The 16990-nt window shown below is 71.6% G+C and carries 14 protein-coding genes; 3 read left to right on the top strand and 11 right to left on the bottom strand.

The annotated features are described in order from the left end of the window. Window positions 1-45 precede the first annotated feature (45 nt). The gene (locus ACQPZF_RS22090; protein ID WP_433259903.1) at window positions 46-1482 is read right to left on the bottom strand and encodes a S1 family peptidase; all 1437 of its coding nucleotides are present in this window, start codon (window positions 1480-1482) and stop codon (window positions 46-48) included. 154 nt (window positions 1483-1636) lie between these two features. Next, window positions 1637-2551 (bottom strand): trypsin-like serine peptidase, encoded by a 915-nt coding sequence (locus ACQPZF_RS22095; protein WP_433259904.1) that lies wholly within the window; start codon window positions 2549-2551, stop codon window positions 1637-1639. A gap of 228 nt (window positions 2552-2779) precedes the next feature. Here ACQPZF_RS22095 and ACQPZF_RS22100 point away from each other — a divergent pair, with 228 nt between their 5' ends. Next, window positions 2780-4465 carry a S8 family peptidase gene (locus ACQPZF_RS22100; protein ID WP_433259905.1) on the top strand — a complete coding sequence of 562 codons (1686 nt, stop codon included), beginning with the start codon at window positions 2780-2782 and terminating at the stop codon, window positions 4463-4465. Between the two features lie 572 nt (window positions 4466-5037). Continuing rightward, entirely contained in the window at window positions 5038-5475 is a 438-nt protein-coding gene (locus tag ACQPZF_RS22105; protein WP_433259906.1) for a PPOX class F420-dependent oxidoreductase, read from the top strand. On the opposite strand, the gene ACQPZF_RS22110 is transcribed toward ACQPZF_RS22105, so the two are convergent. Then, the gene (locus ACQPZF_RS22110; RefSeq protein ID WP_433259907.1) at window positions 5393-5956 is read right to left on the bottom strand and encodes a GNAT family N-acetyltransferase; all 564 of its coding nucleotides are present in this window, start codon (window positions 5954-5956) and stop codon (window positions 5393-5395) included. The genes ACQPZF_RS22105 and ACQPZF_RS22110 overlap by 83 nt on opposite strands. 20 nt (window positions 5957-5976) lie before the next feature. Further along, window positions 5977-6768, bottom strand: a complete 792-nt coding sequence (locus ACQPZF_RS22115; RefSeq protein ID WP_433259908.1) for a molybdenum cofactor biosynthesis F family protein — start codon at window positions 6766-6768, stop codon at window positions 5977-5979. Window positions 6769-6914: 146 nt separating this feature from the next. Here ACQPZF_RS22115 and ACQPZF_RS22120 point away from each other — a divergent pair, with 146 nt between their 5' ends. After that, entirely contained in the window at window positions 6915-7625 is a 711-nt protein-coding gene (locus ACQPZF_RS22120; protein WP_433259909.1) for an SDR family NAD(P)-dependent oxidoreductase, read from the top strand. Window positions 7626-7715: 90 nt separating this feature from the next. On the opposite strand, the gene ACQPZF_RS22125 is transcribed toward ACQPZF_RS22120, so the two are convergent. The 7 genes from ACQPZF_RS22125 to ACQPZF_RS22155 form a co-directional block, all read right to left on the bottom strand. After that, window positions 7716-9125: a S8 family serine peptidase gene (locus tag ACQPZF_RS22125; RefSeq protein WP_433259910.1), complete on the bottom strand. Its 1410-nt coding sequence runs from the start codon at window positions 9123-9125 to the stop codon at window positions 7716-7718. Between the two features lie 272 nt (window positions 9126-9397). Further along, window positions 9398-10837: a nitrilase-related carbon-nitrogen hydrolase gene (locus ACQPZF_RS22130; RefSeq protein WP_433259911.1), complete on the bottom strand. Its 1440-nt coding sequence runs from the start codon at window positions 10835-10837 to the stop codon at window positions 9398-9400. Continuing rightward, a complete protein-coding gene (locus ACQPZF_RS22135; RefSeq protein ID WP_433259912.1) occupies window positions 10821-11396 on the bottom strand; it encodes a TetR/AcrR family transcriptional regulator in 576 nt (191 codons plus the stop codon). Before ACQPZF_RS22135 ends, ACQPZF_RS22130 begins: the two co-directional genes overlap by 17 nt. An 82-nt stretch (window positions 11397-11478) precedes the next feature. Then, window positions 11479-11790, bottom strand: a complete 312-nt coding sequence (locus ACQPZF_RS22140) for a hypothetical protein (RefSeq protein WP_433259913.1) — start codon at window positions 11788-11790, stop codon at window positions 11479-11481. Window positions 11791-11868: 78 nt separating this feature from the next. Further along, entirely contained in the window at window positions 11869-13638 is a 1770-nt protein-coding gene (locus ACQPZF_RS22145; RefSeq protein WP_433259914.1) for an ABC transporter ATP-binding protein, read from the bottom strand. Between the two features lie 202 nt (window positions 13639-13840). Continuing rightward, the gene (locus tag ACQPZF_RS22150; protein WP_433259915.1) at window positions 13841-16165 is read right to left on the bottom strand and encodes an ABC transporter permease; all 2325 of its coding nucleotides are present in this window, start codon (window positions 16163-16165) and stop codon (window positions 13841-13843) included. Then, window positions 16162-16872, bottom strand: a complete 711-nt coding sequence (locus ACQPZF_RS22155) for an ABC transporter ATP-binding protein (protein ID WP_433259916.1) — start codon at window positions 16870-16872, stop codon at window positions 16162-16164. The genes ACQPZF_RS22150 and ACQPZF_RS22155 overlap by 4 nt, the downstream gene beginning before the upstream one ends. Window positions 16873-16990: the final 118 nt, after the last annotated feature.

Here is a 16990-nt window from a genome sequence, read left to right on the forward strand (position 1 = left end):
GGGGTCCGCACCGCCACGGACCCCTCAACCGCGTGCGAACCCTGCCTAGGGCATGCTCGTCTCCAGGGTGTACTGGCCCGTGCCGCTGTAGGAGCGCACCTGCCACCGGTAGCGCCCGGCCGTGCCGTTGTAGGTGACCTGCTCGGTCGAGCTGGGCCCGGTGCCGGAGGCGACCGTGCGCCAGGTGGTCCCGCTCTGGCGTTGCAGGTACAGGTCGAAGTCGGTCCCGGCCGGACCCTTCAGGCAGGCCTTGTGCGCGCCGGCCGCGGCGTCGAAGTAGCCCGCCTTCGGCTCCACCACGGTGCCGCCCGACGACAGGGTGCCCGTCGCCGCCGTGCCGCAGCCCGGCGGGTTCGGGGTGCCGTCCGTGGTCAGCAGGGTGACGCTGTACGAGCGCAGGATCTCGGGCACCGGCTGGAAGTACGTCGTCGCCGCGCCGCCCTTGCAGTCCCCGGACCCGCCCGAGGTCACGCCCTGGGCCTGGCCGTCGGAGATGGCCGAGCCGCCGGAGTCGCCGGGCTCGGCGCACGCCGTGGTCTCGATCGCCTCGTACACCTTGCCGATCTCCGGGCCGTAGTCGACCGTCGCGTTGCGGGAGCGGATGGTGCCGCAGTGCCAGCCGGTCGTGCCGCCGGAACGGCAGATGGACGACCCGACGGGCGCCTCCTCGGAGCCCTTCACCGCGACCCGGCCGCCGTTGTAGTCGTTGACCGCGCCGATCGGCGTCTCACCCGCGTTGGTGCGCACGAACGCCATGTCGTTGGTGGGGAAGCTGGAGCCCTCGAACCGGCCGCCCGGCTGGGTCGTCGTCTCGCCGACCTTGCCGCAGTGCCCGGCCGTGATGAAACCGCCCTGCACCGAGAACCCGACCGAGCAGCCGTACTTGCTGGTCCAGTAGCGGTTGCCGCCGACCACGTCGATCAGCGGCCGGGGCCGTTCCAGGGACTCGACGAAGGTGACGGTCCCGGCGTCCACCCCGGTCGCGGCCACCCAGGCGCGCGCTCGGGCCTCTGCTCCCGGCGCGTGCTTGACGAGCACGCTGTTCGTGGCCGGGTCGGTCCGCCAGCCGGGCACGGCCGCCGGCGCCGCGGGCGCGGCGGCGTCGAGCCTGCTCTTGGCCGCGACCAGGGTGGATTCGCCGCGTGCGACGAGCCTGGGCTCCGCACCCCGGGCGCGCACCGCGGCGGCGGCGCGGGAGTCGGTCACGGCGACGACGAGCTTGCCGCGCTCGGCGTCGAACCAACTCCCGCCGAGACGGGAACCGAGGGCCGCCCGCAGCCCCCGGTCCGCCCTGGCCGCGTCCCGCTCGGCGGCCAGCCGGGCCACCGGGTCGGCGACGCCGAGATCGCGCCGCATCGCGGCCAGCACGGGTTGTTCGGCGACGGAGGGATCACCGGACGCGGGCGGAGCGGCGGCCAGGGCGCCTCCGAACGTGGTCATCACCGCCAGGGCGACGAGCGGCGGCATACGCAGTCTGGACATGCTGGATCTCCTCGCAGTGCAGGGGGACCGCCGGAGGGCCCGCGGCCGGTCGGGCCACGGGGTGCGAGGGCGGGCTGTCGACGGCCTGCCCCGGCGGTCACCCGACCGTAGACCGCGCCTGATCAACCCAGGGAGATCACAGATCGCCATAGCACTACGACAGCTCGCGGACGTCCAGGTACAGATCGCCGATGTAGTCGTCGAAGTACGGAGTGATGACGTTGCCGTTGGCGGCGGAGCCCTGGCTGATGACCCCGTTGACGTAACCGAGCTGGCTCTGCGGGTCGTAGCCCTCCAGCCACGGGCTGCCGCTGTCGCCCTCCGTCGGCGTGGTCGGGCAGCCCCACATCCACACCCGGAAGTCCACCAGCGGGAGCGGCGACCTGGACGTCTCCCCGGTGCACTGGTGCAGCACCAGGTTCTCGTAGGAGATGATCGTGCGGGTCGCGACCCTCGGCGCGTTGACGATGATCCCGTTCTCCCCCACCAGTTCGCCGGGCACCCCGATGTCGTTGGGCTCCAGCAGGACGAACGCCAGGTCCCAGTGGTACAGGCCGCTCTTCGTCCAGCCCTCGAAGGTGTAGGCGGCCTTGGCGCGGAACCTGCCGTAGAGCGGAGCCTGGCCGTCGACGTAGTCCGGCGTGAAGTGGATCGGGTTCAGCCACCGGCCGCCGCCGCCCTCGTGCACGCAGTGCGCGGCGGTGATCACCAGCACCTGGTGCGTGCTCGCGACCATGCTCGCGGTGCACAGCCCCGTGCCGCCCGGCACCGTGGACTCCAGCAGCCCCACCGTCCGGCTCCGCACGCCGGCCGCCGCCGGGGCCTTCGCGGGTCGGGGGTCCGCCTTCGCCGGTCGAGGGTCCGCCTTCGCGGGTCGGGGGTCCGCCTTCGTCATGCCCCGCAACCCGTTCCGGGGCAGGTGTTCCCTCCGTTCCGTGATCGTCCCGTCCGCGCCGAACTCGGCGGCCACCACGGTGGCCCCGACGGGCGCCGCCGCCGTGGCCGGGATGGCGAGTGCCGGCGTCAGCGCCATCACCGCGGCGGCGAGGGCCGTGCTTCTCCGGTGCATGTGTCCCCCCAGTCAGGCCGCTGCGGCGTTCGCCGCAGCGGCTTGTCACCTGGAAGGAGGTGTCCGGGGTCGCGGTGGATACCCCGGGTTCCCCGGACAAGTGGTCCGTCGCGCCTGGTCGTTGTTCGGACATTGTTGTTCAACGCCCTCACCCCGAAGCGAATGAACGCCGCCGGCGTAGAAGTCGGAGGGGTAGTCCCACTTTGTTCGTGACAGGGGGAAGATCCGATGAGAAGGACCAAGTTGCCCATCGTGGGGGCGGTCGCCCTGCTGGCGCTGTCGGTGGCCGTGACGGGTGCGTCCGGGGGTGGCGCCCAAGCCGCCCAGCCGACGGTCGACTACCTCGTGCTGGTGGAGGAAGGCGCGAGCCGGGACGCGGCCGTGGCCGCCGTGCACCGCGCCGGCGGTGTCGTGACCGAGGAGAACACCGGGGTCGGCCTGCTGGCGGTCACCGGCCCCGCGAACGGCTTCGTGCTCGACGTGGCGGCCTCGGACGCGGTGGCCGGCGCGACGCACGCCCGCCCGGTCGGACGCGTGCCCGACGCGAAGCCGGTGGCCGCCGAGCAGCTACCCACCGGCACGCCGAGGCCCGCCGAGGCCGCACCGGGCATGGACCCGTTGGACGGCCAGTTGTGGGGGCTCTCGATGGTGCGCGCCGACCTGGCGCGCGACCACCAGCCCGGCCACCGCGGGGTGTACGTCGGGGTGCTGGACACCGGCATCGACGGCAACCACCCGGACCTGCGGGCGAACTTCAACCGGCAGCTTTCCCGCAACTTCGCCAAGGACATCCCCGAGCTGGACGGGCCGTGCGAGTTCGTCGGCTGCCTCGACCCGGCGGACCGCGACGACGACGGCCACGGCTCGCACGTCGCGGGCACGCTCGCGGCGGCGGCCGACGGGTTCGGGGTCTCCGGCGTCGCGCCGAACGTGACGCTGGTGAACATCCGGGGTGGCCAGGACAGCGGCTTCCTGTTCGTGAAGCCGGTGGTGGACGCGCTGACCTACGGCTCGGACATCGGGCTCGACGTGATCAACATGTCGTTCTTCATCGACCCGTGGCTGTTCAACTGCCCGGCCAACCCGGCGGACACGCCGGAGCAGCAGATCGAGCAGCGGACCACCATCGAGTCGGTGCAGCGGGCGCTGGACTACGCCCACGGCAGGGGCGTGACGCTGGTCAGCTCGATGGGCAACACGCACGAGGACCTGGGCAGGCCGCGCACCGACGTGCGCAGCCCGAACTACCCGCCCGGCGCGGCGCACCCGAGGCCGATCGACAACGCGACCTGCCTCAAGATGCCGACCGAGGGCAACCACGTGCTGCCCGTCGTGGCGCTGGGACCGTCCCAGGCCAAGGCGGACCGCTCGAACTACGGCGTGGAGCAGACCGCGCTGTCCGCTCCCGGCGGGTACTTCAAGGACGGCTTCGGCACGCCCTGGTACGAGACCAACGAGAACAAGATCCTCTCGACCTACCCGCACAACGTCGCCGTGGCGCTGGGCGACGTGGACGCGGCCGGCAACGTCACGCCGCAGGGCCAGGCCGCCGGCGTGCAGAAGTACTGCAAGACCGGCGTCTGCGGGTACTACCGCTTCCTGGAGGGCACGTCGATGGCGTCGCCGCACGCGTCGGGCGTCGCGGCCCTGACCGTCAGCGAGTACGGCGTGCCGGACCCGCGCCGACCCGGCACCCTCGCCCTGTCCCCGGACAAGGTGCAGCGGATCCTGTTCGGCACGGCGCACAAGGTGCCGTGCCCGACGCCGCGCACGGTGTCGTACGAGCACCTGGGCCATCCGGCCGAGTTCAACGCGACCTGTGAGGGCGATCTGTCGTTCAACGGCTTCTACGGCCACGGCACGGTGGACGCGTTCGCGGCCGTGACCCGGGGCAAAGATCACCTGGAGGACTGACCGGCTGAGTATCCAGGACCCGCCGCAGAGCCTCCGGAGACCCGTATCGTTTTTCACAGCTTTTTAGGCAGCTTGACGGCAGAAGAGTGACCACGAAGCAAGGCGACCGGTAACTGAGCAGGTCTGGGCTCAAGCCGGGAACAGCACGCAAATGGACCACATCATCGAAAGCCCTAAAGGCTGCCGGGGGACGGCAGTCAGCGCAACACGCCGCCCGCAGAGCGACCCGCCCAGGGTGCCAAGCCGCGTGCCTTCGTCCCAAGGACGCGACCTGGCTCCGCAAGTGCACGCTCCGTAGCGCGTGTGGCGTTCCAGCCGTCCCTGGCAGCTTCAGGGCTTATCGATGATGTGGTCCATTTGCTTAATGTTCCCGGCTTGAGACCAGACCTGCGCAGGTACTGGTCGCCTTGCGTTGTGGTTCCTCTGCGGTGGTGCCGTTGCGTATTTTATTTTTTCAAATACGGGTTCTCTCGGCGGCTGACGGTTGCTCTGGGCGACAGGCGTGCCCTAGGTGCTGGCGCTGCTTGATGCCGCGGCTATCGTACTCAAAGATCCTCGACGAACGGAGCGACGTGGTAGCGCTGAGTGAACCGATGCGGGAGTGGCTGGCGGCCCCGAACTTCTGGCACCTGGCCACCGTGAGCGCCGACGGCTGGCCTCAGGTCACCCCCATGTGGGTGCACGTGGAGGGCGAATACGTCATGTTCAACACCGCGATCGGCCGGGTCAAGGAGGAGAACCTCCGCCGCGACCCCCGTGTCTCACTGTCCTGCACGGACAGTGAGAACCCGTACATCCGCATGGAGATCCGCGGCCGGGTGGTCCAGTTCATCGAAGGCGACGAGGCCGAGCGCAGCATCGACCTGCTGGCCAAGAAGTACGTGGGCACGGAGCGGTTCGAGTGGCGCGTCCCCGGCGAGCGACGGGTCAAGATCCTGGTGGCGCCCCTCCGGGTCCGGCACGTGGTGGGCGTGGAGCCGTTCCGCCCGGGGATCCTGTCCGTTCCGTGACGTCAAGCAGCAGCACGGCATAGCCGTCCTGGTCGTCCCGCCTCACCAGACCCGCCTGTTCGGCGACCCGGATCGCGGCGGTGTTCCACGGGCGGGTCTCGACCAGGACCGGCCATTCGGGGCGCACGGCCGTGCCGGCCGCCACCGCCTCGCGTGCCACCTCGGTCGCGATCCCCTGTCCCCACAGTGCCGGATCGACGCGGTAGTACAGGTTCCAGCACCGGCGGCCCTGCCACAGCTTCGGCTGCACGCCGCCGAAGCCCGCGACCCGTTCCTGGAGCAGGACCGTCCAGTACCCCAGTTCGCCGTTCTCCCACACCCGCGCGAAGTCGGCCAGGTAGCGGGCCGACTTCGCGGCATCCGGGGTGTCCCCGCCCTCCCGCGCCCGCAGCGCCGTTTCCAGCGCCACGAACGCGTCCAGGTCGTCCATCGACACGCGTCGCATCCGCAGCCGCGCGGTGGTCGGCTCGGGAAGCGCCATGCCGGGACTGTAACGGGGGCTCAGTCCAGCGCGGGATCGAATTCCTCGGGGTGCACGGTGTTGCTGAGCAGGCGGCCGTGCGCGCCGAAGGTGAAGTGCGTCGGGGTCCGACCGGTCTCGTCCAGGCCGAACAGGACGCCGTGCGAACGCAGGCGGTGGACGTCGCGGTGGTCGGCGACCGTGACGGAGGCGCACGGGATGACCTTCTCGCGCCACGTGAACACGTAGATGCCGGGGCGCAATTGGTACACCGAGTTCTCGTCGGTGTCGGCCAGCCCCTTCTCCGGGCCGGACAGGCACTGCCACGTGTACCAGTGGGGGCTGAGGTAGACGTGCTCGTACGCGTGCTGCTCGCTGTAGACCCACATCGCCCGGCGGCCGATCAGCGCCCGGGTCGGCGCGGGCGCCTCGCCGCGGACGTCGGAGCCGCGCAGGGTGGCGGGGACGAACCGCTGGGTCACGCGCGGGGTGCCGTCCTCGCCGATGGTCGTCGTCACCAGCAGGGCCCGGCCGTTGCGCAGGTCGAGGAACAGCGACACCGCCTCGTCGGGACGTGCCTTCGGGTGGAACTGCGTGTAGTACAGGTCGTCGTCCACCAGGAACGTCTCGCACTCGTCCACACCGTGGTCCCACTCGATCCTGGTCCCGGTGAACCGTGCGGTCAGCAACGTCCCGTCCGGCCCGTCGAGCACCACCTCACGCCCGTGCAGGTCCCCGACCGTCGGCGCCTTGTTCGCGTCGAAGCCCGGCGCGAGGCCGTCCAGGGGCAGCCAGGTCGAAGTGTCCGACAGGGTCGTTGCGGTCTCCGTCATGATCTTCCTTTCTCGGCCTACCCGGGCAGTCTCCGGCCGTCGGCGGGCACGGCGGAACGCCCGGAGGCGCACCCGTGCGGCAGCGGACAAGGACGGTGCGCCGACCGTCAACCCCGCACGGGCGTCGAACCCGGACGATGGACGCCATGCAGTTGGCGTTCACCGAGCGAAACGTGCTGGTCACCGGAGGTGCGTCCGGGATCGGCCTGGCCTGTGCCCGAGCGTTCCGAGCCGAGGGAGCGAAAGTCGTCGTGCTCGACCGCGCTCCGGGCCCCGACGACATCGACACCGTCCGAACGGACGTGACGGACGAGTCGAGCATGGCCGAGGCCGTGGCGACCGCCGTGGCGAGACTGGGCGGGCTGGACGTGGTGGTGGGCTGCGCGGGCATCTCCGGCCCCGTCGGCACCCCGTTGGTCGACACGTCGGCGGCCGACCTGGCGGCCGTGCTCGCGGTGAACGTGACCGGCCAGTTGCTCCTCGCGAAGCACACCTACCCGCACCTCGCCACCGGCGGGGCGATCGTCTTCCTGGCCAGCGACTCGGCGTTCGTGGCGACGCCGGGCATGGCGCCCTACTGCGCCTCCAAGGGCGCCGTGGTCGCCCTCACCCGCGCCCTCGCGGTGGAACTGGACCGGGTGCGGGTCAACTGCGTCGCCCCGTCCGTTGTGGACACTCCGATGGCCAGGGCGGACCTCGGCGACAGCGCGATCGACAACGCCGGCTTCCCCGTCCAGACGGCGGACGAAGTGGCCCGTCAGGTGCTCTTCCTGGCCGGTCCCCACGCACGGCCGATCAACGGTCAGGCGCTGCTCTCCGACTTCGGCTACTCCGCGCGCTCCGCGTTCCCGGCCTGACCCGACCCCCGCCGGGAGTTTCACCGGCCGTACCGGGAGAACGGCGTGCCGGGACCGCCGAAGCGGCCCCGGCACGTCACTGCCGATCGGTTACTGCTTGCGGTGCCAGAAGACCTCGTGCGACGGGCCGTACAGGACGACGTTGTCGTCGTTCTGCACGACCAGGCGGTCGGCCACCGTGCCCCAGCTATTGGTGTGCCAACGCGCCACACCAGCAGCCGAGTAGAGCACGAAGTTGCCGTCCTCCTGCAACACCGCGCGGGTCACGTCGGTGCCCCAGGTGTGGCTGTCCCACAACGCCTGGCCACCGTCCGTGGCGTAGAGCACCAGGTTGCCGTCCGGCTGGAGCACGAGGCGGAACTGCCCGTTCTCCGACGTCCGCGACTGGCCGACGGTCAACTCCTCACCGCGCACCAGCCGGTCCGGACGCGGCTGCGCGGGCGGCAGCGACGCGTTCAGGAGCCGGTTCGGCGAACCCGCGCCGGGAGACGTGACGCGGTCCCGCGTCGAGGTGTTGACGATCGCTTCCTGCAACGCCTGCGGGGCCGTGCCCGAGTTGGCGTACAGGTGCAGCGCCGCCACACCGGCGACGTGCGGCGACGCCATCGACGTGCCGCTGAGGGTCGCGCCGTGGTCGTCCCCGCTGTTCCAGGTGGAGAAGATCTCCTCACCCGGTGCGAACAGGTCGGTGCAGGTGCCGTAGTTGGAGAAGCTCGACCGCGCGTCGTCGACGTTCGTCGAGCCCACGGTGATCGCCTCGGCCACGCGGGCGGGCGACTGCTCGCACGCGTCGGCGTCGTCGTTCCCCGCCGCCACCACGACCGTGATGCCGGCCGTGATCGTCCGCCGCACGGCCGAGTCGAGCAGGTCGTGCGGGAGGCCGCCGAGGCTCATGTTCACCACGGCGGGCTGGACCTTGTTCGTGGCCACCCAGTCGAGGCCCGCGATCACGCCCGAAGCCGTGCCGCTGCCCTCGCAGTCCAGCACCTTGATCGCGTGCAGCCGGGATTCCTTGGCCACACCGACCGTGGCGCCGCCGACCGTGCCGGCCACGTGCGTGCCGTGCCCGTCGCAGTCGCTGTTCTCGGTGTCGACGGCGTTGTAGTCGAAGGTCGCCCGTCCGCCGAAGTCGCCGTGGGTCGTCCTGATGCCCGAGTCGATGACGTAGACGTGCACACCGGCGCCCGAGTTCGGGTAGGTGTACGCGTTGTCCAACGGCCGGTCGCGCTGGTCGATCCGGTCGAGACCCCACGACGGCGGGTTGGGCTGCACGCCCGACTTGCGGACCTTCTGGTCCTGGACCACGGACACCACCGACGGATCGGCGGCGAGCCGCTTCGCCTGGTCCTCGCTCATGGTCGCGGCGAACCCGTCGACCACGGTCTGGTACCGGTGGGTGATCCGGGCACCCACCTTGGCCGCGGCCGAGTTGATCTGATCGCGGTCCTTGAGCACCACGATGTAGCTACCCGCGACAGCGTCAACGCTGGTCGCGCCCACAATGCCCCCCTGAGCGGACGCCGGTGCAGCACTGAGTCCCACGGCAACCACCGCAGCAACTCCGACACCGGCGAACCGTCTCCAGGACGCGCCGAACTCTCCCATGCCTGGGTCTCCCTCATGCGGGTTAATCGACTACGAGAGGTTCGCGCGAACCGTTGTGCAGCCTAGCGGTCAGGGCTTCCGGTGCACCCGTGATTTGTGACAAAACTTGATCAGATCCCGCGGAACCTTCCGCCGCGGACGCCGACGACGCGAGGTTCGCCGCCGGCTCAGCCGCGAGGCGGTGCGCCGACGTCCGCGCCGGCCCGCGACCGCACGTGCCGCGCCCCCGTGGCCAGGGCGACGATCCCCACCGCGAGGCAGAGCCACCCGAACCAGTCGCCGAGGCGGGTGTAGGCCGTCGCGCCGGGCCCCACCGGCACGTCCGCCACGATCGCCGTGAACGGCTCCGGGCCACTGGTCCGCGCCTCGGCCACGACCCGGCCGCGGCCGTCGGCGATCATCAGGGTGCCGGTGCGGGCCGACCACACCACGGCCTGGCCGTGCTCGACGCCCCGCAGCAGCGCGACCCTGCTGTGCTGCCAACCGTTGTCGGTCTCGTCGGACGCCGGGACCAGGAGCAGCCGGCTCCCCGCGGACGCGTAGTCCCGGCTGGGCGTCGAGTGGTTGAGGTCGGCGCACACCTCCACACCCGCGCGGAGATCGGTGAAGACGAGGTCGTCGCCGGGCGGGCTGACCGTGTCGTGGTGCTTGAGGTAGACGGACGGGTCGCCGCCGCGCGCGGGGAACGTGAGCGCGTAGTTGTACTTGAGGTTCCCGTCCCAGTGCGCGAAGCCGACCACGACGTCGATCCCCCGACTCCGCGCGACCCGGCTCATCGGCTCGTAGAGGGCGGCGGGGCGGGCTTCCGTCGACCGGACGGACTGCTCCGGCAGCACCACGGTCTTCACCCCGTCCGGCAGGGCCGCGATCCGGTCCGCGTAGGCGGCCACGAGGTCGCGTCCGGGTTGCGTGGCGAGGTCCGGAGCCCAGACCGTCTGGTTGGTCGCGATCGCCGCCACCCGTTCGGTCGGCTCGGCGCCGGACTGCCGCAGCGCTCCCCACCCCAGCGACGTCCCGAGCACGACGAGCGCGAGGGTCGCCGTCCGGACCCGGACGGCGCGGGACGCGCCCGGAGCGAACAGCGCCGCGACGGCGGAGGGCACGAACAGCACCAGGAACTCGACCCCCCACATACCGGTCACCGACGCGGTCTGGAGCACCAGCGGCACGTCGCCCTGGTGGTTGGCGAACGTGCCCATCAACCCCATCGGGTTGGCCACCGACACGACGTACAGCAGACCGGTCCACACCGCCGGCGCGGCGACGGCGGCGAAGAGCGCACGGCCCTTCGTCGCCTGCGCGCGGAAGGCGACGACGGCGACCAGGAACGTCAGCGACATCCCGACGTTGATCATCAGACCGACCGGCCACAGCGGCGTGTCGTGGGACCGGAGTTGGAGGCCCCAACTGTTCGCGGTGCCGAGCAGGAACGCCACCGCCGCGCTCACCGCCGCGACCGGACCGGACACCCGCGGTGCCAGCAGCAGGATGGGCAGCGGGGCCACCCAGGTCAGCGCGGCGACCGGCTCGAAACCGGTGCCCAGGAAGAACAACGCCCCCGATCCGACGACGGCGCCGACGGTCTTCGGGCTACGGCTTAAGTCCATTGAGGACCCTTTCGACAGTGCGCTTGCACAACGCGCGGAAGTCCGCTTCGGTCAGTTCGATGCGGCCGGCGTGGTAGAGCTGGACCAGCCCCATGGCCGGGGTGGTGAGGGCGAGCGTGATCTCCAGCGGGTCGCCGGGTTTCAGCACGCCGTCGCGGAGGCCCTGCTCGACGGCGCTGAACACCGGGCTGAACGTGGGCGATCCCCCGGACCGGAAGTCGTCGGGGAACCGCCGCACCTCCGCACGCCGGTCAGTGACCACGAACTTGTACAGATTGGGCTGCCCGAGGGCGAAATCGAGGAAGTCGTCCGCCAACCCGTCGACCCGCCCGTCGAACGTGCCGGTGTCGTCGCGCTTCCCCCAGTCCGCCGTCAGGTCGGCGACGGCCGCGTCGACCACGGAGCGCAGCAGGGCGTCGCGGTTGGGGTAGTGCCGGTAGGTGGCCATCGCGGTGACCCCGACCTCCGCCGCCACCCGCCGCATCGTCACGGCCGCGGCGCCTTCGTCCAACAGGATCGCCAACGCGGCCGACGCGATCCGCTCCGCTGTGCCCGTCATGTCTACACCGTACACGCATTACGTCTACGGTGTAGACCGAGGCGGGAAGCCACCAGCCCGCCGGTTCGGACCAGCCGCCGGTTCAGCCTTCGAACGGCCTGCCTTCGGCGTCGAGATCGGCGACCAGCCGCACCACGCCGATCCGCAGGTGGACTTTGCTGGTCATGCCCGCCAGCAGGACGAACAGCGTGTCCTCGTCCTGCCGGAACACCGTCCGACGCCGCAGCCGCCGGGGGTGGGTCGGGCGGTAGGTCCTGGCCAACTCGGCCGCGACGGCCCTGGCGTGTTCCCGGCTGTCCGCCGGTTGGATCGGACCCACCGCCCAGGCGTACGCCTGCTGGCCGGACTGGCTCTGCTCCACTATCACGGCCCAGTGGCCCCGGATCTCGTCCACATCGGAATCCTAGTGATGGCGCCGCCCGGGACGCCCCCTTTGCGGGCTCGTCCGGGACGCGGCCGACACGATGATCGACTACCGGATGTCGACCGGCTCGGCGCTGTCGTCGGCCAGGAAGCCACCGGACTGGTGGTGCCACAGGCGGGCGTAGGAGCCCTGTGCCCGGAGCAGTTCGTCGTGCGTCCCCTGTTCGAGGATGCGGCCCTCGTCCAGCACCACGAGCTGGTCCATCCGCACGACCGTGCTCAGCCGGTGGGCCACGACGAGGGCCGTCCGGTCCTCCATCAACTTCCACAGGGCGTCCTGGACCAGGATCTCGTTCTCCGAGTCCAGCGCGCTCGTCGCCTCGTCCAGCAGCAGGATCGGCGCGTCGCGCAGGATGGCTCGGGCCAGGGCCACCCGTTGGCGTTGACCGCCGGACAGCTTGACGCCCCGCTCGCCCACCAGGGTGTCGAAGCCCTTGGGCAAAGACTCGGCGAACCCCGTCACGTGAGCCGCCTCGGCGGCGCGGCGGATCTCGGCGTCGGTCGCGCCCGGCCTGGCGAAGGCGATGTTCTCCCGCAATGTCCGGTGGAACATGGCCGGTTCCTGGGGCACGTAGGCGATCAGGCTCCGGAGGTCGACTTGGCGCAGCTTCGAGATGTCCTGCCCACCCACCAGGATCCGTCCGCCGTCGACGTCCATCAGGCGCAGCAGCAGTCTGGTCACCGTGGTCTTCCCGCCGCCGGAACGCCCGACCAGGCCCACCTTGGCGCCGCTCGGGATGTTCAGGTCCAGGCCGTCGAACAGCGGCCTCCCCGCGTGGTGCGCGAAGGTGATCCGGTCGAAGTGGACGTCCGCGTTCTTCGGGCGCAGCGGCTCCGGGGACGGCGGGTCCACGACGGTCGGCCGGGTCAGCAGGAGTTCCGTGAACTGGGCCGCTTCGGTGAGCGAGCTCTCCAGGCGGCGGTAGATCTGGTTGAACTCGAACATGATCCGGGTCGCGTTCGAGAAGTACGCGAACGTCACCAGAATCGCTTCGACGCCCAGCGCGCCGTCGGTGAGGCCGACCGCCACCAGCAGGCCCAGCGTGTTGGTGAGCACGGACAGCGGCGCGACGACCGTGTCGATGCGGAGATTGCCGTAGTCCCAGGACCTCAGTGCCAGCGTCCGCTGTTCGGCGACCCGCTTCCGGTGCTCCGCGGCTTCCCGCTCCTCGGCGGCGAAGGCCCGGACGGTCTCCATGTTGGTCAGGGTGTCGGCGACGTGGCCGGACACCCGGGCGATGGCGGCCTCCCGCTCGTCCACCAACGCCTGGCGGCGGCGGACGAGGGGCGCGATGACCAGACCGGTGAGTGCGATCAGGCCGAGGAGGATGATCACGAGCAACGGGTCGTAGCGCCACAGCACCACGCACGCGAACGCGAGCGGCACGAGGTTGGCGATGACCGAGAACGCCAGGGTGTCGACGAATTCCTCGAAGCGCGCCGCGAAGCTGAGCACGCGTTTGGTGAGCGAGCCGGCGAAGTTGTCGTGGAAGAACGCCGCGTCCTTCGCCAGCAGCTCGTCCATGCCGTCCACGGCCAGTTTCTCGATGCCCCGGCCGTCGGTGCGGTTGAGGCAGTGGATGCCGATCCGCCACAGGACTTCCGCGAGCAGCAGCAGGCCGGCGAAGGTGAGCACGTACGGCAACACGGTGGCGAGTCCGCTGTCCGCGCCGCCGGCGAGCCGGCCCACCAGCGCGGCGACCGCGAGCGGCGCGAGGTAGAGCAGGCAGGTGTTGCCCAGCGCGGGAAGCAGCAGCGCTGGTAAGGCGTTCCTGCGTTGGCGGCGCAGCTCGCGGCCGTAGTGCCGCAGTGCCAGCATCACCGCCTGCTTACGGGTAGGTGAACCGCGGTCCGTGGCGCCGGAAGTTCCGGACACAGCCATCCGTTCCCCTTCAGGACATTTCCTCGACGATTACCCGACCATGCTGCCGCAGCGGACGTGCCCGCGGCGATCGAATATCGCGTTCAGTCCTGTGTGGAGGGTCGCCGGATGTCCCCCCTCGCAGACACCCGGCGATCCCCTACTCCGCGCGGAGCGCGGTGGCGGTGCGGGTGCGCGCGGCCCAGACGGCGGGCAGGAGCGCGCCCAGGATGGCGATGGCCAACCCGCCGAGCACGAGCAACACCAGTTCCGCCGGGCCGTAGACGGTGAACGCCGAAGCGGGCAGCCCGGTGCCGGCCCGGTCGCCCATCTCGGGCAGGACCACCCGGTGCAGGGCCGTCCCGGCGGGCACTCCGCCGGCTCCGCCGACCACGCCGGTGACGACGACCGAGGCGATCACCATCGCGATGGTCTGGCGCGGTGTCATGCCGAGCGCCTTGTGGACGCCGAGATCGCGGACGCGTTCCCTGGTGTCGAGCACCACCGTGTTGAGCACGCCCAGCGCGGCGACCGCGACCAGCATCAGGGTGAGGAACGCGGTGAGCGTGCCGATGATGACCAGCACCTCGCTGACGTTCTCGTCCGCCCCGGACCGGGCGACGACGCCCAGCGGTCGCAGCACGGCGTTCAGGCCGTCCAGGTAGGCGGTCACGTCGGTGCCCGGCTCGACCGTGACGTAATAGCCGGCCGGCCGCAGGTCGGGGAACGTGGCCGCGTCGGCGAGCACCTGCATCCCGTCGTTGCGCAGGTCGTACACCTCGCCGACGATCCGGAGCGCGACCGTCCTGCCCCGGTCCTCCAGCGTCACGGTGTCCCCGACCCGGGTTCCGGTGGCGGTGAGGAACGGCGTCGGCACGACGGCCTCGCCCGGCCCGCGGAACCAGGTCCCGGAGATCAGCCGGTACCCGCTCGCCGCGGTGTCGCCGGAGAACCCGAGGACTTGCGTCGAACCCGTCACCCCGGCGACCGTCATCGGCGTCCGGGCGATGCCGTAGAACGCCTTCGTCCCGGCCTGCGCCTCGATCGCGGTGCCGATCGCGGCGTGGTCGGTCGTGGGGGGCAGCTCCGAACGCTCTCCTTGAGGGCCCGACACGGTTCGCCCACCGGGGCCGGAACCGCCGACCCGGACGTCCGTGATGTCGACGTCCCGAGCGGCCTGCACCACGCCGAGCGAGGCCGCCAGACCGATCGCGAACGTGACCGCGGTGGTGCCGAACACCACCGCCGCGACCAGTCCGAGGGTCCGCGCCGGCCGGGCGAACGGCTGCGCCAGGCCGAGGCCGACCGGCCGGGGCACGGGGAGCCGCGCGGTCAGCCGGGCGGCCCACCGGCCACGGCCGGGACGCGGCGTGCGGCCCACGGCGATCGCGTCGACCGTGCGCAGCCTCCCGGCCCGTGCCGCACTCGCCCACGCCGTCACCGCGACGACGCCCAGCGCCCCGGCCGCCACCACCGCGTCGACCCACAGCGAGACGGCCAGAGTCGTTGTGCCGTATACCTCTTCGGTCTCAGCCAGCACCGGGATCGCGAGCAGGTTGCCCGCGACCACCCCAAGCCCGGTGCCGACCGCCGCCGGGATCAACGCCTGCGCGAGGTACGCCCCCACGACCTGCGCCGGCGTGAACCCGAGGGCCTTGAGGATGCCGATCCGCCGCGTCCCGGCCCCGACCGCGCCGGCCACCACGTTGCCGACCACGAGCACCGACATGACCAGCCCCAGCAGCCCGAACGCCGCCAGGAACGGCACGTACACCGCCGTCTCCCGGACGGCCTCGTGCTTCACGGCCAGCCACGACTGCGCCCCGGCCAGCGTGCCCTCCGGCACGGAGGCCGCCACGGCGGCGCGGGCGGTGTCCATCTCCTCGGCGGTGTCGGCCGCCGCGAAGCGGTAGAGCACCTGGTACCCGGCGGGCGCGGTGATCGCGGACGGCGACACCCAGGCGTCGGCGGTCCGGCTCACCGACCGCGCCACGCCGACCACGGTCAGCGTCGGGCCGCCCGGCAGGTCCGCGAACCGGACGGTGGCGCCCATCAGCCGTTCGGCGCCGGGGACGTCGGCGGACAGCACGAGTTCGCCGGAACCCGCCCAGCGCCCCTCGGCGAGGGTGACCGCGTCGACCGGGCCGCCCGGATCGGCGCGGCCCACGAGCGTCAGCGGCCTCTCGGCCAGGCCCTTGGCGCTCGGCACGGCCGACACGGTGGGGAACGGGCCGACCGCCGCCGTGACGCCGGGAACGTTCGCCGAGAGCTGTTCGGCGGACACCTCGGCGGCGGAGAACCCGGCGGTCAGGTGCGCGCCGCGCTGTTCGGCGAACGCCTTGTCGAACGGCGCGGTCGAGACGTCCAGCAGCGACCCGCCCAGCACGGACGCGGTCACCGCCATCATCGTGGCCAGCCCGATCACGACCGCCTGCACCCGACGCCGCCCGACGCCCGAGCGCACCACCCTGCCCAGCGCGCTCACGCGTCGTCCTCGCTGACGCGCCCGTCGACAACCGCGTCCTCCTCGCTGACGCGCCCGTCGACGATCCGGATCGTCCGATTCGTACACGACCGCGCCAACGCCAGGTCGTGGGTGACGATCACGATCGTCTGACCCTCGCCGTTCAACCCGGCCAGCAACTTGCCGACGTCCTCCCCGGACGCGGTGTCCAGCGCACCGGTCGGCTCGTCGGCCAACAACAGCGCCGGGCGGTTCACCAGCGCCCTGGCGACCGCGACGCACTGCCGTTCACCGCCGGACAGCTTGCCGGGGTAGGCGTCGGCATGTCGGTCGATGCCGAGCGCCGCGAGCAGTTCCGCCGCGCGCCGCCGGGCCGGGCCGCGCGCGGTGCCGGCGAGTTGCGCGGGCAGTGCCACGTTGTCGGCGACGGTCAGGTCGTCCAGCAGGTTGAAGAACTGGAAGACCAGGCCGATCCGGGTCCGCCGGTAGCGCGCCGAAGCCGCCTCGCCCAGCCCGTCGACGCGCACCCCGTCCACCGTGACGGTGCCCCCGTTCGGCCGGTCCAGGCCGGCGATCAGGTTGAGCAGCGTGGACTTGCCGCTGCCCGACGGTCCGAGGATCGCGACGGCCTCGCCCGTCCGCACGGTCAGCGTCGCCTCGTGCAGTGCCGGCGGCCCGTCGTCGTACCTGCGGCTCACGGCGCGCAGTTCGATCACCGGCGTGGTCATGCGGTTCTCCTCGGGTCGTCAGGAATCGGCCCGGTGGACGCTAGGAGCGCGGGCAGCCGCGACGCGTCGGTCGGCGGAGCCATTTCCGGTACCCCGTCGGGATGAGGTCGGCACGGGT

Source organism: Actinosynnema sp. CS-041913 (assembly GCF_050942485.1).
GTDB lineage: Bacteria > Actinomycetota > Actinomycetes > Mycobacteriales > Pseudonocardiaceae > Actinosynnema.